This is a genomic window from Lunatimonas sp., from assembly GCF_020832325.1.
Classification (GTDB): domain Bacteria; phylum Bacteroidota; class Bacteroidia; order Cytophagales; family Cyclobacteriaceae; genus Lunatimonas.
Genome location: NZ_JAFIEU010000003.1, coordinates 1 through 24,526 on the forward strand (window position 1 = coordinate 1; position 24,526 = coordinate 24,526).

The window sequence follows — 24,526 nt, forward strand, 5'->3', positions numbered from 1 at the left end:
GTACCTCCTCGCAATGACGAGGACGGTTTTCGCCCGTCATTGCGAGGCTTGGTGAGAACCGAAGATGGTTTATTACGTAATCTTCGGTTTCCATGTGTACATCGGAGAATGAGTCGATTTCAAGCCGTGGCAATCTCAAGATAGGTGTAGAGATTGCTTCGTCGCTCGCTCCTCGCAATGACGGGTTAATCTCGGCCATAGGCCTTATTTCGGCCGAAGGCCATATTTCAAAAGTATTTCAGCCACAGGCCCTATTTCCACTTTGTTTCAGCCGCAGGCTATATATCAACTATATCTCCCATCAACTACCCAAAACTAACCCCTATCTCCAACTCCATACCCGATTCTTTCGGCCCATGCTGGAAATATCAAAACTCCTGCAAGGCCACCATCTTCTGAAAAGCCCCCGAATGGGAGATCAGTTCGTCGAAGGAACCGCTGTGAATGATCTCTCCAGCCTGCATCACCAGGATGCGGTCGGCGTGTTTGACCGTGGAAAGACGGTGGGCGATCATGACGATCGTGTAGTTGCCCTTTAGGTTTTCGATATTATCCTGTATGGCCCGCTCGGTTTCGGAATCCAAGGCCGAAGTGGCCTCGTCCATTAGCAGAATATCCACTTCTTTGTACAGTTCCCGGGCGATGGAGATTCGCTGCTTCTGTCCTCCACTGACCAAGATGCCTCCGCTGCCCAAAGGAGAATCCATGCCCCGTTCCAGACTGGATACAAAGGTCCATACCGCCGCTTTTTCCAGTGCCTGCTGCACGCGGAGTCGGTTTTCGGGCGTATCGCGGTCCCAAAAGCTGACATTGTTAAAGACGGTGTCGCTGAATATGACCGGCTCCTGCGTGATATACCCGATACGGGATTGGTAACTGGCCCGATTCAGGTCGTGCATGGGTATGCCGTCTACGTAGATTTCTCCCTGATCCGGGAGGGCAAGACCGGCAATGAGGTTCATTAAGGTGGTTTTACCGGATCCACTTTCCCCTACCAGGGCCAGGGTTTGGTTGCGGGGCAGTTCAAGTTGGATGTCCCGAAGCACCGGTAGGTTTTGGTAGGCAAAGGATACCCCGTCAAAGCGGATGGATTGCTGGAATGCCGGCAGGGGTAGCTTGCCGTCCCGGTCCTGTCCCGCTTTGAGTTCTTCCAAAAACTCCATCAAATTAACCAAAGACCCCTGCATGGTCAAAAGGGCATTCCAATTGGACTGGAAGGAAATCAGGAAAGTGAGCGCCCTGTAGAAGAACAAGAGGCTGAGGATAATGGCAGAAAAGCTGCCTCCCAAGACCAATACCTCCAGCAGGATGACCCCCACCACGATGATCACTACTAGGGGTTCCTTCAGTGCTTCGATGGCAGAACCGATAAAGCCCATGGTGTGGTGGCTGTTTTCGATTTCCACGATTTTATCCTTCATCTTACGCCCATAGGCGCGTTGTTTGCCGGTAGCCTTGAGGTATTTGAAATAGGCTACCTGCTGAATAAGAAAGCCTTGAAAGAAATGGTTTAGGTTGGTGACCTGTCGCGAAAGGGACTTGGTCCGTTTGTAAAGCTTGGCATAGAGCGCATTGATAGCAAGGGCGCCCAATGCCACCAGGATGGAAAATTGCACATTGACCGAAAGTGCGAGGAGCATATAGACCAGCACCATGGCACCGGACTGAAGAACATTTCGGTAGGCGCCCCAGGCAGCCACTACCCGTTCCATTTCCCCGCTAACGGTATTTTGGATCCTGCCCGAATCGGAGAGCACAAAGGTTTTGTAGCTCAGGTCCGACAGGCGGTCGATGGTCTGAAAGCGCAGGCGCTGAATAAAGTAGCGGCGCATGCGTACCCGGTAGTAGGATTCCATAAAGCGAAACACACCTTTAGCTACAAAAAACAGGACCATTAGTAGTAGTACGGGTACCAAGGTAAAGGGAATCCCCAAGCCTTGCAGCCCCTCCACTAAAAAGGACAATCTGCCCAGTCCTTCGGTGGATCCTTCTCCGCCGTCGATCAGTTGGAGCAGGGGGATAAACATGGTCAGCCCCAATCCGTCCATCAACCCCACCCCCATGCTCAACGCAAAGGCCACAATCAGGCGGTGCTTTAAAAAGCCGTAGAAAAATCGGAAGTAAGTAAAGTATTTTTTGAAGAGGGAGGGGGGCATAAAGAGTATTAAATGTTTGAGGATCTAATGAAGCCACTTAATAAAGTACTTAATTTTTCAGCACCATCACTATTTAAATGATCGCTATCGTAAAAGTCTTTGGAAGTAAAGCTAGGGTTGGAAGACCAGTCTAAATACATTAGCCTATGAAAGTTCTTTTCCAGATTTATAGCGGTCTCGTGCAGCAAATCGATAGCTTGTTTTGGAATTTGCGCCCGGTATTCCTCAGAAAGCGGAAGCGTAATTACCAAAATATTAATGTTTGAGGCGTGAATCTCGGTTAACAGTTCATTGAAAGCCCGTAGGTTATCAGTATTTACATTCCCGAAGGCATGGCGCTTTGCCGCTATTATGCTTGTTTCCTTTAGATCTCTGCTATTTGCTGGCTCATATCCTTTTCCAAATCCTAAGGAATCGGTGGGGTGATCTTGAGTATGGAAGGCAAATCCCTCAAAAAGCCGCTTAAAATTAGATCTCATCGGCAACGATGTAAGTTCAAGTGTATGCTGCCAACTTAGACGATTTGTAAGGCCGTAATAGATTACATAGTTCTTATTTGTAAAACGTAGATCACCATGTAAATCGTAGGGCATCGAAAAAGGTAGAGGAACAATAACCCACTTGATATTGCGGAGGTCGTGTTTAAAGGTATTCCATAGTTCTAGATCATGCTGGGGCATTTGTGAAACATGTGAAAGATTAAAGGCTTTTAAGTCAAAAACAGCTGGCTGAATACCGAAATAGCTTTGTGAATTGCCCAAAATCAGCAGCTCTACTTTATTTCCGTAAGCTTGCATCCAACTCATTTTGTAAGAGTATGAATTGGGCAGGCTTCTTAATGAAACCTCCATTCCCACTAGGAATAAGAATATCGGAACGATAAACAAAGAAAAGTCAATAAGTCCTTTTTTCATCTAAAATTGAAAATAATAGAATTCTCTTTTGCTGCCCCCAATAAAAATTATTGAAAAGGTTAGCGCATAGTATACCATCCATCGTTGAGCACGACTTGTCCTTGAAAGGACTCCCTCTAAATTATTGAGATAATTCTTCCCTCTCCATTCAATGATTATCTGAATAATGGCAAAACCAGTCGCTAGCCAAACCTGAGCTGAGGTAAAAGGCAGAAAGCTGCTCCAATTTGTCACGGAGGCATAGAGGTACTGGAAGGAATGGCTTAGATTTTCCGCTCTGAAAAACACTTTAGAAAAACTGATTGCGAGAAAGACGGAAACCATTTTAGCAATTTCCTTCATTATAGCGGTTTTAGTGTAAGCCGGAGTTTGACCAGAAGCGTTTGACTGCGTTATTACAGGAAGCATGAAAATAAAATTGACCAGCCCCCACACAAAGAAATTCCAGCCAGCGCCATGCCATAGGGAGGATATCAAGAATACCAAGAATACGTTTCTAACTTGTTTCACCTTGCCTTGGCGGTTACCTCCCAGCGGAAAATAGACATAATCTCTGAACCAAGTATATAAGCTTATATGCCATCGTCGCCAGTATTCGATAACATTCGTTGAGAAAATTGGAGTTTCGAAATTACGTTTTAAGCTGAAGCCGAGTAGTGCAGCGGATCCGATGGCAATGTCACAATAGCCTGAAAAGTCAGCATATATCTGCATCTGTACCAAGACCAGACCATATAGCAGCTGCCAGGAATTGAGCTCCTGGTAATTCTTGAAGGTCCAGTCAACTATTGGAGCACAGTTATCGGCGACAACCATTTTTTTAAACAGTCCCCATAGAATTAACTTCAACCCAAAAGAAATACTTACATAGTCAAGTTTTCTGTTTCTTGCAAACTGCGGCAAGAGGTGAGAGGCTCTCTCAATTGGCCCAGCTACTAATTGGGGAAAGAACGCTACATAGGCAAAGAATGTAATGGGGTCTTTTGTGGCAGTTGATTTCCTTCGGTATATATCAATTGTGTAGCTCATCGATTGGAACGTATAAAAACTGATCCCAATCGGAAGGATGATTTGAAGGCTTCCCGGGTTGACCTGTAATCCAATATATGTTAATAACTCGGTAGCTGACTGAAGGAAGAAATTAAAATACTTGAAGAAGCCTAAGATACTAAGATTAGTGATGATGCTGGTCCATAGCAACCACTTTCGCTGTGTTCTTGATTTTACTTTCTCTAATCGTAACCCGCATAGGTAATCGATTAGAGAGCTTACTGCAATTAAGATTAAAAACCGCCAATCCCAGAATCCATAAAAAAAATAAGATGCAACAAGAAGTAATATATTTTGGGCATTTCGATATTTTCGAAAAATCAACCAATAGATTCCAAAAACGATTGGTAGAAAAATTAAGTATTCTAAGGAATTAAATAACATACATGCCTATTAAACAAATAAAGGATCTTTTTCCTTTTGTGCCTCCATAAGCTCACCCCTATGGTGTGTTCTGCATACCTTTCTGCATGAGCTATGGCTTGTTCCTTTAGAATATCCCGTTTATAAAGTATTCCCCATCCGGGTACCAAGAAGGGATTAGAAGAATACTCAACGTAGTGGTTCGGTTAGTTGGTCCAACTATCTAAACAATTAAATCGTACTTGATAGCTAAAGACATGTTTTGCTCCCAAACTCTCCTTCCATTGTGATAGGCCGGTATTGATCTTTCCGGTAGCCGGTATATGGGACACGCCAAAGTTGAAATAATCCCGGTGGCCATATACCTGCTCTACCAATACTCCCATCAGCAGATCCAAGCATCGAAGCGATTTTCCTACCTCAGTAGCTGTGGTATATTGCAGATGCGCACATCGTTTGGTGTCGAACACCACGGCCCCTCCCAGCATTTCTTCCCCCGCATACACGCCGTGCAGGCGTATCTGATTCGTAAATTTTGCCCGCAGGTGTGTTATCTCGGCCAAGGTGTGCGTAGGAGTGACCCCGTGCCTCCTTAGCAGGTTGGGGGTAAGGATTTGCTGCCAAAAATGGCTCCAATCTTCGCTTACTTTAACAGAAAGCCCTTTCGCCAGGGCCTTTTTCCGGCCCCAGACCTTGCCCCGATCCGTGATTGTATGGGGGAGGGGAGTAGCCTGATGAATGGGCCGGGCAGTGATTTTTCCCCCGGAATGCAGGCAGACTTCCACCAAATTCCGCTGTGGAAACGAGGCAAAGCAGTCAGGTACGGACCGAATTTCCAGCATTTGTACACCCAGGTGCTGATAGTGACGTAGGGTAGCGGCCACCACGTTTTTAAGTTCTTCGCTAGGCAGGTTTTCGGCTAGAATCCATCCCGCATAGGTTAGGCCACGGTGTGCATACACGGCATCTCCGTCCCGCTCGGCCGGAAATACCGCGACAGGCCTGTCGCCCAAATAGATCAGCAGTGACGCATCGACAAACCGTTGGCCGTGGTAGCCCATAAAATCCCTGTGGTGCAGAAAGGTTCCGTTGGTACTGCTTTCAACCAGCGTATTCCAAAGGGTATACATTCCAGCATGATAAGGAGCGGTGCGAACATTTTCTTTTGTTGTGGTTAGGGTCAATATCTAGTCATATTGTGCAAAAGAAGCTTGCCATTTCAGCGGTGTACCCTGCCACATACTGACGGCATGTGATGCCAAAAGTTCAGGGGATGCGTGCTCATCTACGTATCTGCCCAGGTACTGCTGCAGCTTATGCGGCACATGTACTAGGGCCGTTTCCTCGGCGATATGGACGATCTTATAGCGAGGTACAATATTGATAAAGGCGGCGGCCAAGCTGCTGGGCAGGATCATTCCCGAGCCATGTATGCCGATCACCAAATGGGAGTTTAGGAATGAAATTGTACCCCCCCCGTTTTGGCCGCGGGAATGTTCATGGTGCCCTCCCTCTTCCGCCAGAACCCGGAGATGTCTAGCGCTGCGCAACTAAGCGAATTGCCTGAATATCGAAGAGGTTTCATTTCGATGTTACCCTCGTTTTGCCATTGCGCTTCGCAGGTATGCCCCTTTTACCGTTAATGGGTTTTGGCGGTAATTGGTATGCCCTATTGGCTGCACCTTTGGCCAAAACAGAATTGGGGTGGGTTCCTATGCCCCGGGTTTGCACCCGGGGCTATACATATGCGACCGCCTTCGGGGTCGTTTTCCAGGAGATGTTAGACAATGAGAAGGGAGATATAAGACGTTAGACATAAGATTTAAGACTCGCAAAATTTACCATCCTACATCCTTTCCAAAACCCCGAATCCGAAGCAATCCTACTTTCCCGATCGTAACCTAATATTTCGCCGCAGGCATATATCTACGAATATCGCGAAGCTTATATCATTTTAGTATCGCCGAAGGCATATTTCAGAGACGTGAGACGTTAGACATAAGATTTAAGACTCGCAAAACTTACCATCCTACATCCTTTCCTAAACCACAAATCCGTAGCACTCCTAACCTCACAAACGTAACCCAATATATCGCCGAAGGCATATATCACGAAGTGTATATCGCGAAGCTTATATCCCTTAAAAATATCGCAAAGCTTATATCCTTTAAAAATATCGCGAAGCATATACCATTTCCATATCTCGCCGAAGGCATATTTCAGAGATGTTAGACGTTAGACATAAGATGTGAGATTTGCGGAATTTACGATCCTACATCCTTTCCTAAACCACAAATCCGAAGCAATCTCAACCTCACAAACGTAACCCAATATTTCGCCGAAGGCATATATCCACGTATATCGCGCAGCATATATCATTTTATATCCCTTTTTATGAATCCTAAACGACGCCAATTTCCTGAGAAAAAAGACCTAAGGTCTAATTTAAGCGACATTTGAATTAGGCAAGCCCATGGTTAGTCGGTTAAGCTTCTGTACTCTTTTGTTCTGCGAGAACAGCTTTAAATTGGGAAAGCGATAGTACGGATACCTTTGGGAACGGAGTATTTGCCAATACGCTAAAATCTTTGTCTTGCGTTACCAAATAGTTAGCACCTCCTGCTACCACACAATCACAAAACTTATTATCGTCCTTATCGCCTAGCAGATTCCACTTAAAATAAACTTCCGTCTTCTCCACATTTGACAATTCCAGCAAGGCCAGAAGCACTGCATCCGCAATATCCTTGTTCATGTGCTCCTCAATTATTTCTGCATATTCTGAGAGAATGTCGGTCGTCACACACAGGGTAAAGTGGCCGTCCACCAGACTCTTGAAAATCCAGTGATGAGCCGATTTTCTCGAAATTGAAACAAGTAAAATATTTGTGTCTAAAACAATTTTCACAAATTGGTGTCCTCGTAAGGTGTCCGGAGTTTAGTGTCCAGAATTTGGTCAGCCTTTTCGTCTGACCAACCTTTGGTACCCCAAAAGTCATCTGCCAGATCCATTGCCTTTTCGGCAAAATACTTTCCTAATAGCTCTTTGATGGCGATCAAGTCTTTTTCAGGGACTTCCTTCGCAAAAAGGCCTAGAAGCTCCCGTTGTAGGTTGCTTAATGGTGGCTGTGTTGTTTTAGGTGTCTCCATGGTGCAATTGGCTTTACAAAGTTTCTAACGATTTATATATTAGGAGGGTTTGATTGGACTGCAGGTGTCTGAGAGATGTTAGACGTTAGACATAAGATGTGAGATTTGCGGAATTTACGATCCTACATCCTTTCCTAAACCAAAAACTCGAAGCGACCTTACTTTCCGGAATGTAACCCAATATATCGCCGAAGGCATACCTAGAGATATAAGACGTTAGACATAAGATGTGAGATTCGCAAAATTTGCGACCCTACATCGTTACCAAAACCAAAAAATCGAACAGATACTAATCTCATTACCACAACCCAAATATTTCGCCGAAGGCATATATCCACCTATATCGCGAAGCTTATATCTTTTAAAAATATCGCGAAGCCTATATCGTTTTAGTATCGCCGAAGGCATATATCATTTCATACTCCATACACCAAAAACCCCTCTACCTCCTCCGGATCTTGTTCTGTCACGGTGACGGACACTTTGCGCTGTATCTTTTCGTAGGTTTTATTGGCCAGAAAGTCGAGATACTCCAGATCCAACGCACGTCCTACCAAGATCATTTCTATGGTGCCCGAATCAATGCCCCGGGCGTAGTCACCCACCACGTAGGCTTTCTCTACGGGGCCCATACGCAGTACAATCTGCTCTACCAGCTGATCCAGTCCCAGAAACTTACTCACCATGTTGCGCAGCTCCCGGTAAAAGGGGTGGGTTTCGTTGGCGCGGTAGAGCTTTGTTTTTCCGTTTTCGCCGGAGGTCAGCAGTCCGGCTTCACTTAGGCGGTTGAGTTCCACGCGCACCGAGTTGGTAGATTCCTGAAATTCCTCGGCCAGTCCGCGGAGGTACCCCACATTGCCTTCACTGGAGAAGAATTTCACCAGCAGCTTGATGCGGGTCTTGGAGGTAATCAGGGAATCTAACAAGGGAGGAAAGAGGAAAAGAACGATTCAAAATGCAAATGCCTGTATGGGAAGAGGTAAGCCGTTGCCGGCCTTGCACGGCTTCGCCCCGCGGGTCCCAGCCAAACCAAGTCGCATGAGTAACAAATTTACTCGTTGTATGCAGAATAGCAAGAAAGGGAGAAAAAATTTATGCTGTTGTCACTAAACCGTCCTGCGCAAACCGTCAGACGGTTTTATGAATACCGTTCAGATATGTACTTTCGTAGGTTAACCGTCAGACGGTTTTCAGCCCCAAGGCAGAAACAGCAATTATGCAGGAACCGTCAGACGGTTGATGACCATCTTTCAGGCATGTGCGTTCGAGTGTTCACCGTCAGACGGTTTGGCGTTTTATCACTCGACCACTGAAATGAAATTTCAGTGAGTTCGGCTAAATTTGAACCTTCATTGCTACGTACCAATGGTTTCTTTGAACATAAAAATCCTCTTGCCCATGCTAAAAAATCCTTGGTTTTACTTCACAACGTCGGGCCTTAGTTTCGCTAGTTTATTGATCTGCCTGATGCTGTTGGTCCGTGACCCGCAATGGCCCATGGTGCTCACCGCTATCAGTTTGGCGATCTCGACCGGATTGTTTTACCGACGGTTTAGGCAGTTACAGAACGAAGCGGACAAGGCCTAGCTTTTTGGTTTGGAAGCTTCTTCCTTACCGTGCAGGGGCAGGTCAAAGCTGAACACGGATCCCTGACCCACCACCGAGGCCACTGAAATCTTGGTTTTGTGGCCTTCTAAGATGTGTTTCACGATGGCCAGGCCCAGTCCGGTACCTCCCTGTTCCCGGGAGCGGCTTTTTTCTACCCGGTAAAAGCGTTCAAAGATGCGCTTCAGGTCGTCGGGAGGAATCCCTTTGCCTTCATCCTTTATTTTGATCCGGATGCGGTTTTTGAGAGTCTTGAGCTGCACGGTTACTTTTCCTTCGTCCCGGTTGTATTTGATGGCGTTGGAAACGAGGTTTTGGATCACCCGAAAAATTTTCTCTTTGTCAGCCATCGTGAGGTAGCGAGTGCCTGGTTCGACTTGAAGCTTGACCTGAATGTTCCGGCGGTTGGCCTTATCCTCCAGTTGCTCCAGCACTTCTTGTACGGTGTCTTTGAGGTCAAACTCGGTAAAGGTGAACTTAACCACGCCGCTTTCCATCTGATTGAGGGTAATTAGATCCAGTACCAGTAGTTCGAGGTTGTTCAGGCTTTTGGCAGCCCGGCGGAGGAACTTGTCCCGCACGTTCAAATCTTCGACGGCCCCGTCCAACAGCGTGTGTATATAGCCCTGCGCGGCAAAAATGGGCGTTTTAAGTTCGTGGGAGATGTCGGCGATAAATTCCCGACGGAAGGTTTCGTTTTGTTGCAGCACTTCGATTTCCCGGTTTTTGGCGGTCGCGAAGGCGTCGATGGTTCCCTGTAGGTTTTGTAGAGGGCTTAGGAATCTGCCCCCCCGCTTGGTGCGGATGAGCCCAGGGTTTTTTTTCTGAATTTTTTCCAATACCCGGTAGATATGGCTAATCTCTTCAAAAATAAAAAAATGCAAAATAATGTATATCAGTAGGTACGAGGCAACAAAGGTGACCGATGCTGCGACGGTAAGCAGGGTAGGGGTGGTTTCTTCCAGTAGGGAAAGGGAGGCCAGCACCAGGGTGGTGATGCCTAGTGCCAATAGCAGCGCGATGCCTTTGGAATGATTGAACATCCTGTTAGCTTACATCAAACTTGTATCCTACACCCTTGACGGTGGTAATGTAATCGTCTCCGATTTTTTCCCGTACCTTACGGATGTGCACATCCACCGTACGGGCGAGTACGAACACGTCCGAGCCCCATATGTTTTGGAGCAGCTCGTCCCGGCTAAAGACCGTGTTGGGGCTCTTGGCTAAAAAGTAGAGCAACTCAAACTCCTTTTTTGGAAGAATGATCGTTTTGCCAGCCTGAATCACCGTGTAGCTGCTCCGGTCAATCACCAAATCGCGCACCTGTATGCGGGAGACATCCTGCTCTTTTTTGATTTCGCGTCTAAACAGCGCAGAAATGCGGCTGAGCAAAGCCCTTGGTTTGATGGGTTTGTTGATGTAGTCATCTGCACCCACGTCAAAGGCAGCCACTTCGGAGTACTCTTCAGACCGTGCCGTAAGAAAAATGATAAAGGTGTTTTGCAACTCGGGGATTTCACGCAGTTGGCGGCAGGTTTCTACCCCGTCCTGTTGGGGCATCATGATGTCCAGCAGGATCACATCGGGGAGGAAACTCAGTGCTTTTTTTACTGCTAGAATGCCGTTATTAGCTGTTTCTACCTCGTACCCCTCTTTCTCCAAGTTGTAGGTGAGGATATCCGTGATGTCCTGTTCATCATCTACTACTAGGACTTTCTGTTTGCGTTTTTCGCTCATGGTTTGTCAGCTACCCGATGTGCCGGTTACGATTTTCCGCAAAGTTAATAAATCCGCAAAAAGAATCGCCCATCTTTTGGGTTTTACTGCCTTGGGGTGGTAACACCGTGCTTCTTGATATCCACCGTGTTAAGAAATTATTAAATCAGGGATTTCGTAGACCAACCGCTTCAGTGATCTCCATGTCTAGGGAACCGACTACCAGATTGGCCTTGATCCGGACGGGAATGCGGTTGGCATCATCGGTGATCCAGACTTTGATGGGCCGGTCCCCACTGAAGAGTTTGTTTTTGGGCATTTCTGGTGAGAAAATATGGGTGTTGTAGCTTCCGATTTTGGTACTGAGCCGCTGCATGCCCTCGTATGTTAAGTTTAGGTTATATATTTTCTTGTCAAAAAAACCGCGAATGGTAATGTTTTGCCCCTTCTTCAATCCGGTAAAATCCATGGTACGCATCAGGTAGTATCCACTGACGATGTCCTGAATCTGGGAGGGGATGCGGAAGGTGTTGGTTTCCACCACCTTTTCGTTTTCCCGATCGAAAAGTTTTACCTGGGCCTCGTTGCGTTCGTGGTGGAAGTCGATCACCTCGTGCTTTCGGTAGTTGCCTTCTTCGATGTGGCGGTAGGAACGGTAGGGGATGATCTTGGCTGTATCGAGGTAAGTGCCCCAGTTGTCCTGTACGTAAAAGAGGCGGAAAATGCTCAGGGTACGACCAAATACATCGATCTTATAGGTGGGCCGGTTTTGGATGTAGTGGATGTTGTCGTGGATGATCATCTTGGCTTCCGCAGCATTGAAGAGCAAAAATTTCACCTTGAAGGTGAGTTCCTCTCCCTGAGTAAAGGCCTGATTTTTCCGGACTGGCTGTGAGTCTGGAAATGCAAAGGAGAGAAAGATGAAAAATAGCGCTATTTTTGCCTTTAGCTGCATGTTACACGGTTTGATTCGGTAAGCTAACTTCAAATCCCATACCATCTTTGAAGCTTCCAAGGATCCGCAAGCGGCCAAAGATAGTAGAACGGATTCGGAAAACAATGGTTATGCTTTGTTGGTATTGAGCCGGTGAATGCGTACTTTCACATGATTATTTTAGACAAACTTTTACTCTTGAATGAACTATGAGTGGTAATCCTGAAAAACTGAAAGCCCTACAACTTACCCTGGACAAACTGGAAAAAACCTACGGCAAAGGCACCGTGATGAAGCTGAGCGACAACGTGGTTTTGGACATCCCGGCGATATCCACGGGTTCCCTAGGGTTGGACATGGCCTTGGGCATCGGAGGTATCCCCAGAGGCAGGGTCACAGAAATATACGGTCCCGAATCATCTGGTAAAACCACCCTTTCCATGCACTGCATTGCGGAGGCGCAAAAAGCCGGTGGAATGGCGGCTTTTATCGATGCAGAACACGCTTTTGACAAAGCGTATGCGGAGAAGCTAGGCATTGATACGGAAAATCTGCTGATATCCCAGCCGGACAACGGCGAGCAGGCGTTGGAAATTGCCGAGCACTTAATTCGGTCCGGAGCCATTGATATCATCGTGATCGATTCCGTAGCGGCCCTGGTGCCCAAAGGGGAACTGGAAGGGGAGATGGGAGATAGCAAAATGGGACTTCAAGCCCGGCTGATGTCCCAGGCCCTGCGTAAACTCACCGGTGCCATCAATAAGACGGGCTGTGCTTGTATCTTTATCAATCAGCTCCGGGATAAAATCGGTGTGATGTTTGGCAATCCGGAAACTACTACGGGTGGCAATGCCCTGAAATTTTACGCTTCGGTACGCCTGGACATTCGGCGCATCGGGCAGATCAAAGAGGGCCCAGATAATATTCTGGGCAACCGGACAAAGGTAAAGGTGGTGAAAAATAAGGTGTCGCCTCCGTTTAAGGTGGTAGAGTTTGACATCATGTATGGAGAGGGCATATCCAAGGTGGGTGAAATCATCGACTTGGGAGTGGAATTTGAGATCATCAAGAAAGCGGGGTCTTGGTTTTCCTACGAAGGCAACAAGCTGGGTCAGGGCCGCGATGCGGTAAAAACACTGATACTGGATAATCCAGAGCTGATGGAGGAGTTGGAAGCCAAGATCAAGGAAAAGGCTGGGTTGAAGTTGGCGGAAGGCAAGAAGGGCGCTAAATCCCAAGAGTAACTCGTGCTTCAAATTAGCCATTGTTCCAGCAAAAAAAAGACTGTCTCGAAAGGGCAGTTTTTTTTTGTCATCTCATTTGACACATCTGAAAATTTTGGTGTAAAACACCTAATTTCACTTAAAAAATAAAGTGGTATGGTTATCCAGCTAGTACTCGTTGTGCTTGGGTTTTTGTCGCTCATCTATGGAGCAAATTGGATGGTGGATGGTGCCTCTGCTATTGCCAAAAAGTACCGGGTTTCGGACCTGGCCATTGGACTGACGATTGTGGCATTCGGCACGTCTGCACCGGAATTGGTAGTGAATATAATCGCTTCTTTCAACGGCTACTCGGATATTGTGCTTGGTAATATCATTGGCAGCAATAATTTCAATTTATTTATTATCCTTGGGTTGGCAGCATTGATTTATCCGGTGAAAGTGCAGTCCTCAACCGCCTGGAAAGAAATCCCTATTTCACTTTTCGTAGCGATACTGCTAATTTTCTTACTCAATGATTTTAAGTTTGGTGGGTCCAGCTATGCGAGCCGGTTGGATGGGGCGCTTATGTTGGTTTTATTCGTATTTTTTCTCTATTACGTGTTTAATCAGATGAAAAATGACCCCCAGGTTTTGAAGGGGGCACCGCCCGTAACGGGTAGAAAAACATGGGGGTTGGTGATCGTAGGCTTAGCTGGTTTGATTTTGGGCGGACATCTGGTGGTTACGAACAGTGTCGCAATCGCCCATGAACTGGGGGTCAGTGAAAAGATTATCGGACTTACGATCGTGGCAGCTGGTACTTCCCTGCCGGAGTTGGTGACTTCGTTGGTGGCTGCGGCAAAGAAGAACAGCGATATTGCTATCGGTAACGTCATCGGTTCCAATATTTTTAATATTCTCTTAATCCTTTCACTTAGCAGCCTGATAAGTCCCATAGCATATAACCCAAAATTCAACTTGGATCTTTACATTTTAATCGGGGGAACAGTCTTTTTACTCTTCGCTATGCGAGCTGGAAAAAGGAGGGTTTTGGACCGATGGGAGGGTGGAGTTTTATTATTCTTTTATGTGGCTTACACAGTTTACCTGATTAGGCAGGATCTGGTAGTTTCCATGTGATGCATGCACCCGTATTCATTATTATTTCACAGATATAGAATAGATCTATGCTGCGCGAAACAGTGTAAAGATGTGTCCTGGCTGGGGGTAGTTGCAAACTACGCCCAGAGCGATTTTTAGTGATGATGCGGAATAGCGAGCTTTGCGAGTTTTCTATAGTTAATCTTTATATAAATGGATCGTGATGTGGATTTTTGTTTCCCATCTACTAGTTAATAACCTCGAGCATCTTTGGCCGATTTGGACTGCAGTGTCGATGCCCGAAAAGAACTTTCCTTTCGGGAAGTAGGTTTTAAAAAATCCCATCAGACTTATGCATAAAGAAAAACTGTTGCTTTGGACGCTTGCGGCGATCAATTTCACCCATATTTTGGATTTCATGATCATCATGCCGCTGGGGCCCCAACTGATGCGGATTTTTGAGGTATCGCCCAAAGAATTTGGCCTCTTGGTGTCCTCTTACACTTTTAGCGCTGGCTTGAGCAGTTTTTTGGGGGCTTTTTTTCTGGATAAATACGACCGCAAGACCATGCTTCTAGGGGTTTTTTCTGGGTTTTTACTTGGTACGATTGCGTGTGCCCTTGCGCCCAACTATGGGATCTTGTTGGGCAGCCGCATCGTGTCGGGTCTGTTTGGAGGGCTAACCTCCGCATTGGTGTTGGCGGTGGTAGGTGACGCGATTCCCGATTACCGGAGAGGTAGTGCCATGGGGCTGATCATGGCGGCTTTTTCGGTCGCTTCGGTATTTGGGGTGCCTTTTGGGTTGTTTATTGCCAGCCTTTCGAGCTGGCATGCGCCATTTGTTTTTCTTGCATTGCTATCCCTGATTATTCTTTGGATGATTTTTCGGTTTGTACCGTCGATGAGCGGACACCTCCAGCAGGGAACCGACAAACCCACACCTGTACAGGTGATCCGCCGGGTTACCGGTAATTCAAATCAAATGAAAGCCATCGGACTAACGGTATTGATGATGTTGGGACAGTTTGCGATTATTCCATTTCTCAGTCCCTTTATGGTAGCCAATGTTGGTTTTACGGAGCTGCAGCTTACTTATATCTACATGGCTGGAGGAGCCTTTACGGTGTTTACCTCTCCTTGGGTAGGTCGGCTCACCGATAAATATGGGAAAATTCAGGTTTTTACCGTTTTTATGGCTTTAAACGTGATTCCCATAGCAGTGATTACCCAGTTGGGGAATACACCTATAGTGTATGTATTGATGATTTCAACGCTGTTTTTCGTAACCTCAAACGGACGGATGGTGCCGGCGGCGGCATTGATCACGGGTACGGCAAAGCCTGAAAATAGAGGGAGCTTTCTGAGTTTTAACTCGGCGGTACAGCAACTGAGTGCGGGGGTCGCATCCTTTTTGGGCGGGTTGATTTTAGCCGAGGGAGTAGACGGTGAGCTTGTTAATTTTGAGCTAATCGGCTATGGGGCCGTGGTTATTAGTTTGCTGTGTATTCCACTTATCCGACAGATCAAAGTGGTGGATACGGATGTTCCATCTACGTTACCTAAAGGTTCGCATTAGCTTAAAACGCCTCCCCGATATATACATAAAACCCGCCTCCTTCCCGGGTGATGGCGTAATCTGCCCGTAGAAAGATGTCTTTTTTCGGAAACAGTAAAAACCGCAGGCCGGCGCCGGCTGCTCCCTTGAGGTGCCTAAACTCCACAGCGGAAATATCACTGTAAACGGTCCCCGCCGAGGCGAAGGCCACGGCTCCTAGGCGGTCGGTAAATCCTATTGGGAGCGGAAGAAATCGGTACTCCAGCTGTGTTGCCAGTAGGTGCCGGTCTCTAAATCGCCCTTGGTAGTAGCCGCGCATTAGAAACGGCCCTCCGATTTGGGGCAGTTGGTTGAAGGGGACCTCTCCCCAGCTAAACTGACCTACCAGCTGCATGGCCAATACTTGATTTTTTCTGACCGTTTCGAAATACCGCGTATCTACGTTGATGTATTGGAAGTCGTAGTCGCTGAGCAGCGCAGCGGTGGAGTTGATGAGTGCAAGCTCTATAAAGTAGCCGTCCCGTACATTTAACACATTGTGACGGGTGTCCAGTACCAACCCCAATCCAATGCCCAGGTTTTGAAATCCATCCTGTCCATATAGGCGGGTTGGTTCGGGTTGAGGCTGAGGATTGGAAAATCCCACATCTGTGGTCAAGTTATAGTCCAGGTTGATACCTGCGTAGAAGTTGCCCTTAACCTTTCGGAGTATGCGCTCTCTGATCAATAATTGTTGGGCACTGACGGTCTGCTCGTCGGAGAGGCTGGTGGATATCCCGACCCCATAAAATGAAACTGGAAAGCTTTGGTACCGGATGTTGCCCAAGAGAAACCAGTGGTTGTGATTGCTGTACAGCGCATGATCCAAGAAGGCACCGTATTGGTTTTCCAAGGTGTAAAAGGTTCTGGCCGTAATTTCGCTGAGGCGGTTGGTGGTATCCCTACCGTGATAGTACAAAAGCAGTCCGCTAAGGCCAATTTCTGTGTTGGTTTCCGGACTATAGCCCAACGTGGGATATACCAGCACCTGTGGTCTGGAAATATCGGCAGTGTCTCGGATAAAGGAGTTCAGGTAGGACTTCAGTCTGTTGACTTGCTGTGCCTGAGCGGGTATTGTGTAGGTAAGCAGCAACAGGGTTGCCGCCAGAAATGGCCTCATGTGTGTCAGAGCAGTTGAATAAATGGTTTAAGCAATGGGTGTTTTCCAGATTATGAAACCTAGGGTGGAAAAATATTGGGGGCTAAAGGGATCTCACTATGAACAACCAAATTAACTCAAAAATCTCCCTTTGCCCCCAATTTCATCAAGCAGCTTCCACCAGCTTTCGGATCACCTGTGCAGGTGCCTCCAAGGTAAATACTTCGTCTTCGTTCAGCTCCTTGAGGGTAGCCAATTCCAGATCGAAAACCAGCCCGTTCACAAACACCCGGTCCATTTTAAGATCCCGGTAGAAATGGTCAAATTTTCTTTTGCCGGCTAAGTTGATGCCGTAGAGTCTAAACACCTCAATGATTTTTCGATAGGTTGTTACGCGTTTCATATATCTACAATTATTTTTTCAATAGTTAGAACATGTTCCCCGCCGAAGGTCGGATGCCTGTCAGTCGGTAGATAGGGAATGCCCAAAATTATCAACACGCTTTAAGCGTAGTTTTTTCACGGTCATTCCATACATCACAAATGGTATATTCTAGACGTTTTCAGTTAGCTTAAACGCCGATTTCAACGCTCTCTTTCAGCGTCAACGGGCCTTGGCCCATCTGCTGGGCAGAAAGGAACATGGACAGCGTCATAAGGTACGCCAACGCAGTCATACAAATTCGTGACATAAAGTTAAATTAGTTTAGAATAGTTTGTTAAATATGTTCTGTATTAAAAGAACTAAAAATGGAAAATTTTTTTAGCTCTTTTGCTTTCGAAACCCTTCGAAAAGACTGGGAATTTTGGTTTTTATGTACTCCAAAAAAGCACAGACTTCTTGGAGGTGACAGGTGAATGATGGGTTTGCTTGTTTTCTAACGTCAATCACTTCCTGCAAAAAGTGGGTTGCCTGCGTGATGTCTCCAATTTGATGTTGCATGTCGCTTTCCCAATCCTCTACTTTTAGGTAAAAATACCGCTTCCGCTCGCCGGGCTTGGTCTTGTATTTTACCTTGTTTTGGATCTGCATGAAATTTAATGCATTGCTAACGGCACTTTTGCTGACATTCAGGTAGTCTACAATTTCTTCAAAGGTAGCCTCCGCCTCATCCAACACCATCAATAAGCCCAATATCCGACCCATCAATGGTTGCATGCCCCGCTGTTCGTGGAAGACCCCGATTTTCTCAATCAGTTCTTTCTTTTTTTCGGATAGGATTTCTGACATGGATAGCTTTGATTATACCGTTATAACGCCGCAAAGATAGAAAGGTTTTGTTTGTTCACAAAAAAGTGAACCAATTTTCTTTGTTTTTTTACCACCCTATGTACACCATAGCGAGGGAAAATAAAGAGAGGAAGGCGATGCCTGCGATTGCCAGCCACTTCATGGGGCCTCCGGGTTTTTGGGATTCCTCCAAATGAGCGCTAAAAATCAGGCGATAATTTAAGATGGCGATAAAAGGTGCTACCAAAAAGGAAATGGTGGTGGCAATTCCTATCAATTGATTGAACGATTGAAAAAAAACGCCAATCACCAGAAATCCTCCCATGGCAATGAGGCTAAGCCAGAATAGATAGGCCCTTTTGCTTTCGGGTCGGCTTCGGATTACGGAAACGACCCTCGCAGTGGATCGTGCATAGCCGTCCATGACGCCAATGCAGGTGCCCAGCATGATGGTAAATCCAGCGCCCGCGATGATCGGAAAGGTCCATTTCCCCAAGTTGGTAGCATACAGGTTTACGATACCAGTAGCGAAGCCCACGTTGTTGTCAGGCAACGAATTTCCAGTTCCGAACAGGAGGAATGCACCCAGTACCACGAAGCAGAGTGAGAGCGTTGCGGAAGTCCAAAATCCAAGGTTGAACTCACCTACAGCCTCCCGTATACTAGGTTGGTAGCCCGTTTGCCGAGTACGCTCTATTGTCCATAGGCTGTTCCATGTAGAGGAATCAATGGCTGAAGGCATCCATCCCATCAACGCGATGATGAAGGGAATGGATTTGGAGGTAACAAGCTGCCCGAATGGCTGGTACACCAACGGTGCCTCAGGACCTTTGAACAGTGCAATGGCAAAAGCAGCCAAGGTGGTGACTAGCATAAAGGTTCCTATCACCTTGATGCCGCTATCCAGTAAGGAATAGCGACCCAATGCAAGAAATACAAATGAGAACAAGAACAGCACCAGCGTAGGCAGGTAGAAATAGGTCGGTGCTATGGATATTCCCAAAAGATTTTGCAAAAAACCCGCAGCAACAAATGTAACTGCAGCATTTACAAAAAACATGGAGAGCAGGTTGATCAGCAGGTATAGGAATGAATAGACGGGGTTCAGTTTTTGATAGCCGTCTATCAAGGAGCGTCCCGTGGCTGCCGCATACCGGGTTCCAAACTCGAAGCTTGGCCATTTGAAGAGATTGGCCGCCAAGATAAAGCCAACCAAGGCAAATCCATATTCTGCCCCTGCACGAGTACTCTGCACCAAGTGGGATACGCCAATAGCTGTGCTCGCAAAGAGTATACCCGGCCCCAGGGTTTTAAAGAAATTTTTTGTAAACAATGGTTCGCTACTTGGTTGGTGGAAAATACGGCAGAGCGAAAATATCTAAAAATCCCGGATTGTCCTACAGGGTCTAACCAAGACTTTTTGGCGTGTTTTGAAGAAATCGAATGCAATCGTAGGAAGGTTGGTTTTTTTAGGTAGTTAGCCGTGTATAAAAAATACTCAGGGTGCAGGATACCTTTGCACCCTGACTTACTAACACGGAGATACTCAAAATTGCTACCGAAAAGCACTAAAATTTCTGTATTTGGTAGCTAAATGTGATTTATCCGTTATTAGCTTCATGGAAAAACAACGCTATACTTGCCGAAGCCAAGCCAACCGTGAGCGAACCAAAGGCAAATAGAAGTACTTTGTCCCGATCTGCGTCCCATCCGGAGTTGGCTACATGGGCAACCAATATGCCAACTGCACATCCGAAAAGCACAAAAAAAATTACGAAAATTTTTCTTCTGTTCATCAGAGTTTTCGTTACATTGATATGATTAGGTTTACTCAGTGAATCTAAAAGCTACTTACACATTCATAAATGCCAGCGCCTAGACTTGAACCACTTGCAAAACCTCCAAACATGTATCCTGCAACAGCCCAAATAGATCCACCTGTAGCGGGCGTCATGGCAATCATAACGCCAACAGCAACGGCAGACACAATCGCGAATCCACATGCAGGTACGTTCACAGAACCTCCAGTGATGTTTTCCATACGTTCTAAACTTAACTCTTTCATGATAAATGAATTTAGGGTTGGAACTTAAATTAAATTTGGAGTAAATTTTAGGCCAGCCACTGAAATTTTTTTTCAGTGGGTTAATTTTTTTATGGGTATTATGGCGCAAAAAGTATGAGGACTGTTCTCAAGGCATCTTCTGCTAGAAACGTCCTATTTAGATCACCCTTCCAGGTAAGGTTCCGTTGAAGTGGCCAGTTATCCCGAAAAACAGCGCAAGCAAAGAGAGTAGCTGCTAGCCGGGCACGCCAATAAGTTGGGGTTTATGCATAACAGACATTAACAGGATATCAAAAAAAGGGGAGCCCCTCCCATTAATTTTAAAAAGGTTCCGTCTCGGTTTGTCTTACTAAGGGATTTTGGAAGTTATTTCCATCATCATGGCATTCAACTGACTCGCCGCTTTGGCAATCCGCTCGCTGAGACCGGCACTGGCAGAGACCAGCGGAAGGCGTACGACATCACTACAGATGCCGAGTCGGTGCATAAGTGCTTTTACACCTACCGGATTGCTTTCCTCGTACATCAATGGGTTGATGTCCAACAAGCTGAATGTAGCGTTTTTGGAGGTTTCCATGCTGCCAGCAGCAATGGTTGCGATGATTTCGGGATAGGCGTTGCCCAATACCGATATCAGTCCTTCTGCGCCTATGCTTCGTAGGGCCGTAGTCATGAGATCGTCACCGGAAATTAGCAGAAAGTCAGGGTCCTTGTGGGCGGCAATTTTCATGCATTGCTCCAGGTTACCGCTGGCCTCTTTGATGCCGATGATATTTGGGTGCCTGGAAAGTTCCAATGTGGTCTCGGCACTTAGGTTGGACATGGTCCTGCCGGGCACATTGTACAAAATGATGGGTATTGGGCTGGCATCGGCAACTGCCTGGTAATGCTGAAGGATTCCCGTCTGAGAAGGTTTGTTGTAGTAAGGGCTGACGGAAAGGATCGCATCCACCCCCGTCAGATCGGTACGGTTTATTTCATCGATGACCTGCTGGGTTGAGTTGCCGCCAATGCCGAATACCAAAGGGAGTCTGCCGTTGTTGGTTTTTTTGCAAAATGCAAATACCTCTTGTTTCTCCTCCCTTGTCAGCGTAGCGGATTCGCCCGTGGTGCCTAATACGACCAAATAGTCTATGCCTCCCTGCGTCACGTGAAATATCGTTCTTTCCAATGAGGAAAAATCAATGGATTGATCCGCATGGAAAGGGGTAATGAGCGCTACTCCGGAGCCTTTCAGATTTTTCATTTACTCAATTAATCTGCTTCAAATATTTTATAAGTTGTTCAGTGGCTGATCGGATGTCTTTCCCTTCTTTATCCAACATCAAATCTAGGTAAGGCCTTAAGCGTTCGCTGTAGAAGCCTATCGCGTAGGGTTGCGGCTGCAGGTGCAACAGGTAGATGGAAAAGAAATTCTCTTTTTCGGGGGTAAAAATAATCAAATCTGGGCGAAGTGTCAGAAATTCCCTTAATTTTTGTTCGGGTTTGCCAAATAGGCTAAAATCCTTGTATGAAAAGCTGCGGGGATCTTCTGATTTCTCGTCGTAAAAGTAGGGGTGAATGATTAGGTGGTTTCCCAAAGCCTCTTTTAACAACCCATTGACTTCTTCGAGTTCTCCGGGATGCTGGCCTATAAGGCACACCGTCTGTATGTCTTGGTAATTGGGAATATTTTTTTTGATTGACGATTTTCTAGGTTTTCCCAACGCCTTCTTAATAAAGTGCTCCCTAATCCATTTCATAAAAACTGTTTTGACATTTTGTAACGGTCACGTACTGCTTGGTTATATTAACGTTATGGGAGCATGTCGAATGCTTGATGGGTACGGGTTTTAGGTAAATCCTTGCTCATGGTCAGTCGGTTTCCGTTACCATGGTCATAAATTCTTCCTCAGATACCAATTTGATACCCAGCTTGACCGCCTTCTCTTTTTTGCTGGGTCCCATATCTTCGCCTTCAATGATAAAGTCCAGAGCTTTGGAAACCGACTTCACATAGATTCCTCCATGGGATTGCACGAAGTCAATGATTTCATCCCGTTTGAAGTGGTTTAGTTTTCCAGACGCCAATATTTTTTTACCGGCTAACTTTGCGCTTACTAATATAGGCTGTTCTCTTACGGATTCAAATTTCAATCCGTGACTTTTTAATCGGTCTATGATTTCGCGGTTTCCCTTGTCTTGAAAGTAGTCCTTGAGGCTCCTCACCAACGTTTCTCCGACCCCGTTGATTTCCAGTAGTTCTTCTTCCGAGGCTGCTTCCAGTTTTTCGATTGTAGGAAAATGTTCCGCAAGGAGAATGGCGGTGTTTTCACCGATATTTCTGATACCTAGGGCAAACAGGACCTTCTCGTAGGGCTGTTCTTTGCTGTTTTTGATTCCGTCTAGTATATTGGATATCACACCGTCTTGGAAGGTATTGCCTTTGAGTTTTTTGATCCGCTCCAAGTAGTCGGGATGGAGGATTTCCTGGTAGGGCTGTAGGATATCGTGAACGGAGTTTTTCTGTCTACAGCGCTGTTCCAGCGCATCGTCTACCTCGGCAGGAAGATTGCCCAAAGCACGAAGCACGGCATAGACGGGGAGAAAATCCTCGATCCAGTCAAATGCCTTTGCTTCCAGTTCCTTGGTAAGCCGGCTTAGCACGTGGATGTTTTCTGTGACTTTTTTTCCATTTTTTCGTAGGTGCTGTTCGTAAAGAGCCAGTTTGCCGGCCGTATCGGTCTCTTCGGTGGCTTGCAGAAAGCTTTCTATGTTAGAGAGGGACAATCCTTCCGTAATGGCGTATAACGCTTTGTTCAATGCGATATACAAAAAGCCTTCGCTATCCTTGGTGTATTGATCTTCGGAGACCTCTAGCCCTAGTAATTGCTGTTTTTTTTCAGGTAGGTCATAGAGGTCAGCCGGATTAGCTACGTACCCCTGATTGATCAGCGCACGTAACCGCTCGGTACCTAGTGAATCCAAGTCCATGGCCCGCTTGGATACAAAATGCTCGATTCTGCCCAATACTTGGGGAGGGCAGGTCGCTGCATTGGGGCAAAAATGCTTAGCTTCTCCTTCTTTCCGGATCAATTCGCTGCCACATTCCGGGCAATGGGTAAGGTACCGAACTGGCTTGGCCGATTCTTTTCTGGATTCCACAGCTACCCGGGTGATTTTTGGGATGATCTCGCCGCCTTTTTCGACCCAGACCTGATCCCCTTCATGCAGATCCAAGCGGAGGATTTCATTGGCATTGTGCAGGGATGCTCGTTTCACGGTAGTACCGGCTAGGGGTACCGGCGCTAGGTTGGCTACCGGAGTGATCGCACCGGTACGGCCCACTTGATAAGTTATGGAGAGTAGGGTAGACTGGGCTGCTTCTGCTTGGTACTTGAAAGCAATTGCCCAGCGGGGGATTTTGGCTGTAAAGCCCAATTCTTCCCGCTGACCGTAGTCGTTTACTTTTAGCACCACACCATCGGTGTCTACCGGGAGGGAGTGGCGTTTTTCCTTCCATTGTTCGATGTAGGCAAAAACGGCATCGATATCGGTACAGTTTTGAAAGGTGGGTGATACATTGAACCCCCACTCTATGAGCAGTTCCATGGCCCGATCGTGGGCGTCAACTTCTAGGTTGTCGCCGAGTAGCTGGTACAGGTAGCAGTTGAGCCTTCGTTTGGCCACGATCGAAGAATCCTGCATTTTGAGAGTCCCAGAGGCGGCATTTCGGGGGTTAGCCAGCAGTGCTTCGCCGTTGGCCTCCCTTTCAGCGTTTATTTTTTCAAATTCCTTTCTGGGCAGGAAGATTTCTCCACGTACCTCAAACCGATCGGGCAGATTTACCCCTTTGACGGTAAGCGGGATGTTTCGGATGGTCTTGACGTTTTCAGTCACCACGTCCCCGCGGTATCCATCGCCTCGGGTCACGGCACGGATGAGTTTGCCCCCTTCGTATACCAAACTGATCGCCACACCGTCAAATTTCAACTCGCAAAAATACTGGTAATCCCGGTGACCAAGCCCCTTTGCCACACGTTCATCAAAGGCACGGAGTTCCTCTTCCGAATAGGTATTGCCAAGGGATAGCATCCTCACGGTGTGTTCAGCTGTTTCAAACTGCTTGGTGATGGTACCGCCTACCCGTTGGCTGGGACTGTCCTCCTGCAAAAATTCGGGATAGGCTTGCTCCAAGCGGATGAGTTCCTCCATCAACTGATCAAACTCAAAATCCGAAACCTCGCTGGTATCCTGTTGGTAATACAGGTGGTTGTAGTAATTTAGTTTTTCGGACAGCTCATCGATCCGGTGTTTGGCCTCCTGGTTGGAATGCTTCTCTGTCATGGCACGTGTTTTTGATG

Annotated in this window: 25 protein-coding genes; 4 read left to right on the forward strand and 21 right to left on the reverse strand. The window is 46.6% G+C overall.

Annotated features, from left to right (window positions below; translation table 11 throughout):
• The 9 genes from JJU34_RS00730 to JJU34_RS00770 all read right to left on the reverse strand — a co-directional run.
• Positions 1-199: hypothetical protein (locus JJU34_RS00730; protein WP_228690391.1), on the reverse strand; the 199-nt coding region annotated here is incomplete at its 3' end.
• A 169-nt stretch (positions 200-368) separates the two neighbouring features.
• A complete protein-coding gene (locus JJU34_RS00735; protein WP_228690393.1) occupies positions 369-2,156 on the reverse strand; it encodes an ABC transporter ATP-binding protein in 1,788 nt (595 codons plus the stop codon).
• 8 nt (positions 2,157-2,164) lie between these two features.
• Positions 2,165-3,070, reverse strand: a complete 906-nt coding sequence (locus JJU34_RS00740) for a hypothetical protein (protein WP_228690394.1) — start codon at positions 3,068-3,070, stop codon at positions 2,165-2,167.
• The gene (locus tag JJU34_RS00745) at positions 3,071-4,504 is read right to left on the reverse strand and encodes an MBOAT family O-acyltransferase (protein ID WP_228690395.1); all 1,434 of its coding nucleotides are present in this window, start codon (positions 4,502-4,504) and stop codon (positions 3,071-3,073) included. It lies immediately after the preceding gene.
• A gap of 185 nt (positions 4,505-4,689) precedes the next feature.
• Positions 4,690-5,613 carry a GNAT family N-acetyltransferase gene (locus JJU34_RS00750; protein WP_228690396.1) on the reverse strand — a complete coding sequence of 308 codons (924 nt, stop codon included), beginning with the start codon at positions 5,611-5,613 and terminating at the stop codon, positions 4,690-4,692.
• A 57-nt stretch (positions 5,614-5,670) separates the two neighbouring features.
• The gene (locus tag JJU34_RS00755) at positions 5,671-6,033 is read right to left on the reverse strand and encodes a hypothetical protein (protein WP_228690397.1); all 363 of its coding nucleotides are present in this window, start codon (positions 6,031-6,033) and stop codon (positions 5,671-5,673) included.
• A 935-nt stretch (positions 6,034-6,968) separates the two neighbouring features.
• On the reverse strand, positions 6,969-7,391 hold the full coding sequence (locus tag JJU34_RS00760) for a putative toxin-antitoxin system toxin component, PIN family (protein ID WP_228690399.1): 423 nt from the start codon (positions 7,389-7,391) through the stop codon (positions 6,969-6,971).
• Complete coding sequence (locus JJU34_RS00765; protein ID WP_228690400.1) at positions 7,388-7,633, reverse strand: hypothetical protein; 246 nt, start codon at positions 7,631-7,633, stop codon at positions 7,388-7,390. Before JJU34_RS00765 ends, JJU34_RS00760 begins: the two co-directional genes overlap by 4 nt.
• A gap of 416 nt (positions 7,634-8,049) precedes the next feature.
• Complete coding sequence (locus JJU34_RS00770; protein WP_228690401.1) at positions 8,050-8,559, reverse strand: ArsR family transcriptional regulator; 510 nt, start codon at positions 8,557-8,559, stop codon at positions 8,050-8,052.
• A gap of 472 nt (positions 8,560-9,031) precedes the next feature.
• On the opposite strand from JJU34_RS00770, the gene JJU34_RS00775 reads away from it, so the two are divergent.
• The gene (locus JJU34_RS00775; protein ID WP_228690403.1) at positions 9,032-9,220 is read left to right on the forward strand and encodes a hypothetical protein; all 189 of its coding nucleotides are present in this window, start codon (positions 9,032-9,034) and stop codon (positions 9,218-9,220) included.
• Here the strand turns inward: JJU34_RS00775 and JJU34_RS00780 are convergent.
• From JJU34_RS00780 to JJU34_RS00790, 3 genes are all read right to left on the reverse strand, one after another.
• Positions 9,217-10,281 (reverse strand): ATP-binding protein, encoded by a 1,065-nt coding sequence (locus tag JJU34_RS00780; RefSeq protein ID WP_228690404.1) that lies wholly within the window; start codon positions 10,279-10,281, stop codon positions 9,217-9,219. The two genes, JJU34_RS00775 and JJU34_RS00780, sit on opposite strands and share 4 nt — an antisense overlap.
• A gap of 4 nt (positions 10,282-10,285) precedes the next feature.
• Positions 10,286-10,975, reverse strand: coding sequence for a response regulator transcription factor (locus JJU34_RS00785; protein ID WP_228690405.1), 690 nt, complete (start codon positions 10,973-10,975; stop codon positions 10,286-10,288).
• A gap of 145 nt (positions 10,976-11,120) precedes the next feature.
• On the reverse strand, positions 11,121-11,909 hold the full coding sequence (locus tag JJU34_RS00790) for a DUF3108 domain-containing protein (RefSeq protein WP_228690406.1): 789 nt from the start codon (positions 11,907-11,909) through the stop codon (positions 11,121-11,123).
• A 188-nt stretch (positions 11,910-12,097) separates the two neighbouring features.
• On the opposite strand from JJU34_RS00790, the gene recA reads away from it, so the two are divergent.
• From recA to JJU34_RS00805, 3 genes are all read left to right on the forward strand, one after another.
• Positions 12,098-13,132, forward strand: a complete 1,035-nt coding sequence (gene recA / locus JJU34_RS00795) for a recombinase RecA (RefSeq protein WP_228690407.1) — start codon at positions 12,098-12,100, stop codon at positions 13,130-13,132.
• Positions 13,133-13,267: 135 nt separating this feature from the next.
• The gene (locus JJU34_RS00800) at positions 13,268-14,233 is read left to right on the forward strand and encodes a calcium/sodium antiporter (RefSeq protein WP_228690408.1); all 966 of its coding nucleotides are present in this window, start codon (positions 13,268-13,270) and stop codon (positions 14,231-14,233) included.
• 313 nt (positions 14,234-14,546) lie between these two features.
• Positions 14,547-15,770: an MFS transporter gene (locus JJU34_RS00805; protein ID WP_228690409.1), complete on the forward strand. Its 1,224-nt coding sequence runs from the start codon at positions 14,547-14,549 to the stop codon at positions 15,768-15,770.
• Between the two features lies 1 nt (position 15,771).
• Here JJU34_RS00805 and JJU34_RS00810 read toward each other — a convergent pair whose 3' ends face one another.
• The 9 genes from JJU34_RS00810 to ligA all read right to left on the reverse strand — a co-directional run bounded on the left by JJU34_RS00810 (position 15,772) and on the right by ligA (position 24,509).
• Positions 15,772-16,908 carry a BamA/TamA family outer membrane protein gene (locus JJU34_RS00810; RefSeq protein WP_228690410.1) on the reverse strand — a complete coding sequence of 379 codons (1,137 nt, stop codon included), beginning with the start codon at positions 16,906-16,908 and terminating at the stop codon, positions 15,772-15,774.
• 145 nt (positions 16,909-17,053) lie between these two features.
• Positions 17,054-17,290, reverse strand: a complete 237-nt coding sequence (locus JJU34_RS00815; RefSeq protein WP_228690411.1) for an acyl carrier protein — start codon at positions 17,288-17,290, stop codon at positions 17,054-17,056.
• 360 nt (positions 17,291-17,650) lie between these two features.
• Positions 17,651-18,118, reverse strand: coding sequence for an ArsR family transcriptional regulator (locus JJU34_RS00820; RefSeq protein WP_228690412.1), 468 nt, complete (start codon positions 18,116-18,118; stop codon positions 17,651-17,653).
• Between the two features lie 88 nt (positions 18,119-18,206).
• Positions 18,207-19,451, reverse strand: a complete 1,245-nt coding sequence (locus tag JJU34_RS00825; RefSeq protein WP_228690413.1) for a divalent metal cation transporter — start codon at positions 19,449-19,451, stop codon at positions 18,207-18,209.
• 268 nt (positions 19,452-19,719) lie between these two features.
• Positions 19,720-19,914, reverse strand: a complete 195-nt coding sequence (locus JJU34_RS00830; RefSeq protein ID WP_228690414.1) for a hypothetical protein — start codon at positions 19,912-19,914, stop codon at positions 19,720-19,722.
• A gap of 44 nt (positions 19,915-19,958) precedes the next feature.
• The gene (locus tag JJU34_RS00835) at positions 19,959-20,183 is read right to left on the reverse strand and encodes a Blp family class II bacteriocin (RefSeq protein WP_228690415.1); all 225 of its coding nucleotides are present in this window, start codon (positions 20,181-20,183) and stop codon (positions 19,959-19,961) included.
• A gap of 349 nt (positions 20,184-20,532) precedes the next feature.
• Positions 20,533-21,429, reverse strand: coding sequence for a 4-hydroxy-tetrahydrodipicolinate synthase (gene dapA, locus JJU34_RS00840; RefSeq protein WP_228690416.1), 897 nt, complete (start codon positions 21,427-21,429; stop codon positions 20,533-20,535).
• Between the two features lie 4 nt (positions 21,430-21,433).
• Complete coding sequence (locus tag JJU34_RS00845; RefSeq protein ID WP_228690417.1) at positions 21,434-21,925, reverse strand: hypothetical protein; 492 nt, start codon at positions 21,923-21,925, stop codon at positions 21,434-21,436.
• A 112-nt stretch (positions 21,926-22,037) separates the two neighbouring features.
• Complete coding sequence (ligA, locus tag JJU34_RS00850; RefSeq protein WP_228690418.1) at positions 22,038-24,509, reverse strand: NAD-dependent DNA ligase LigA; 2,472 nt, start codon at positions 24,507-24,509, stop codon at positions 22,038-22,040.
• Positions 24,510-24,526: the final 17 nt, after the last annotated feature.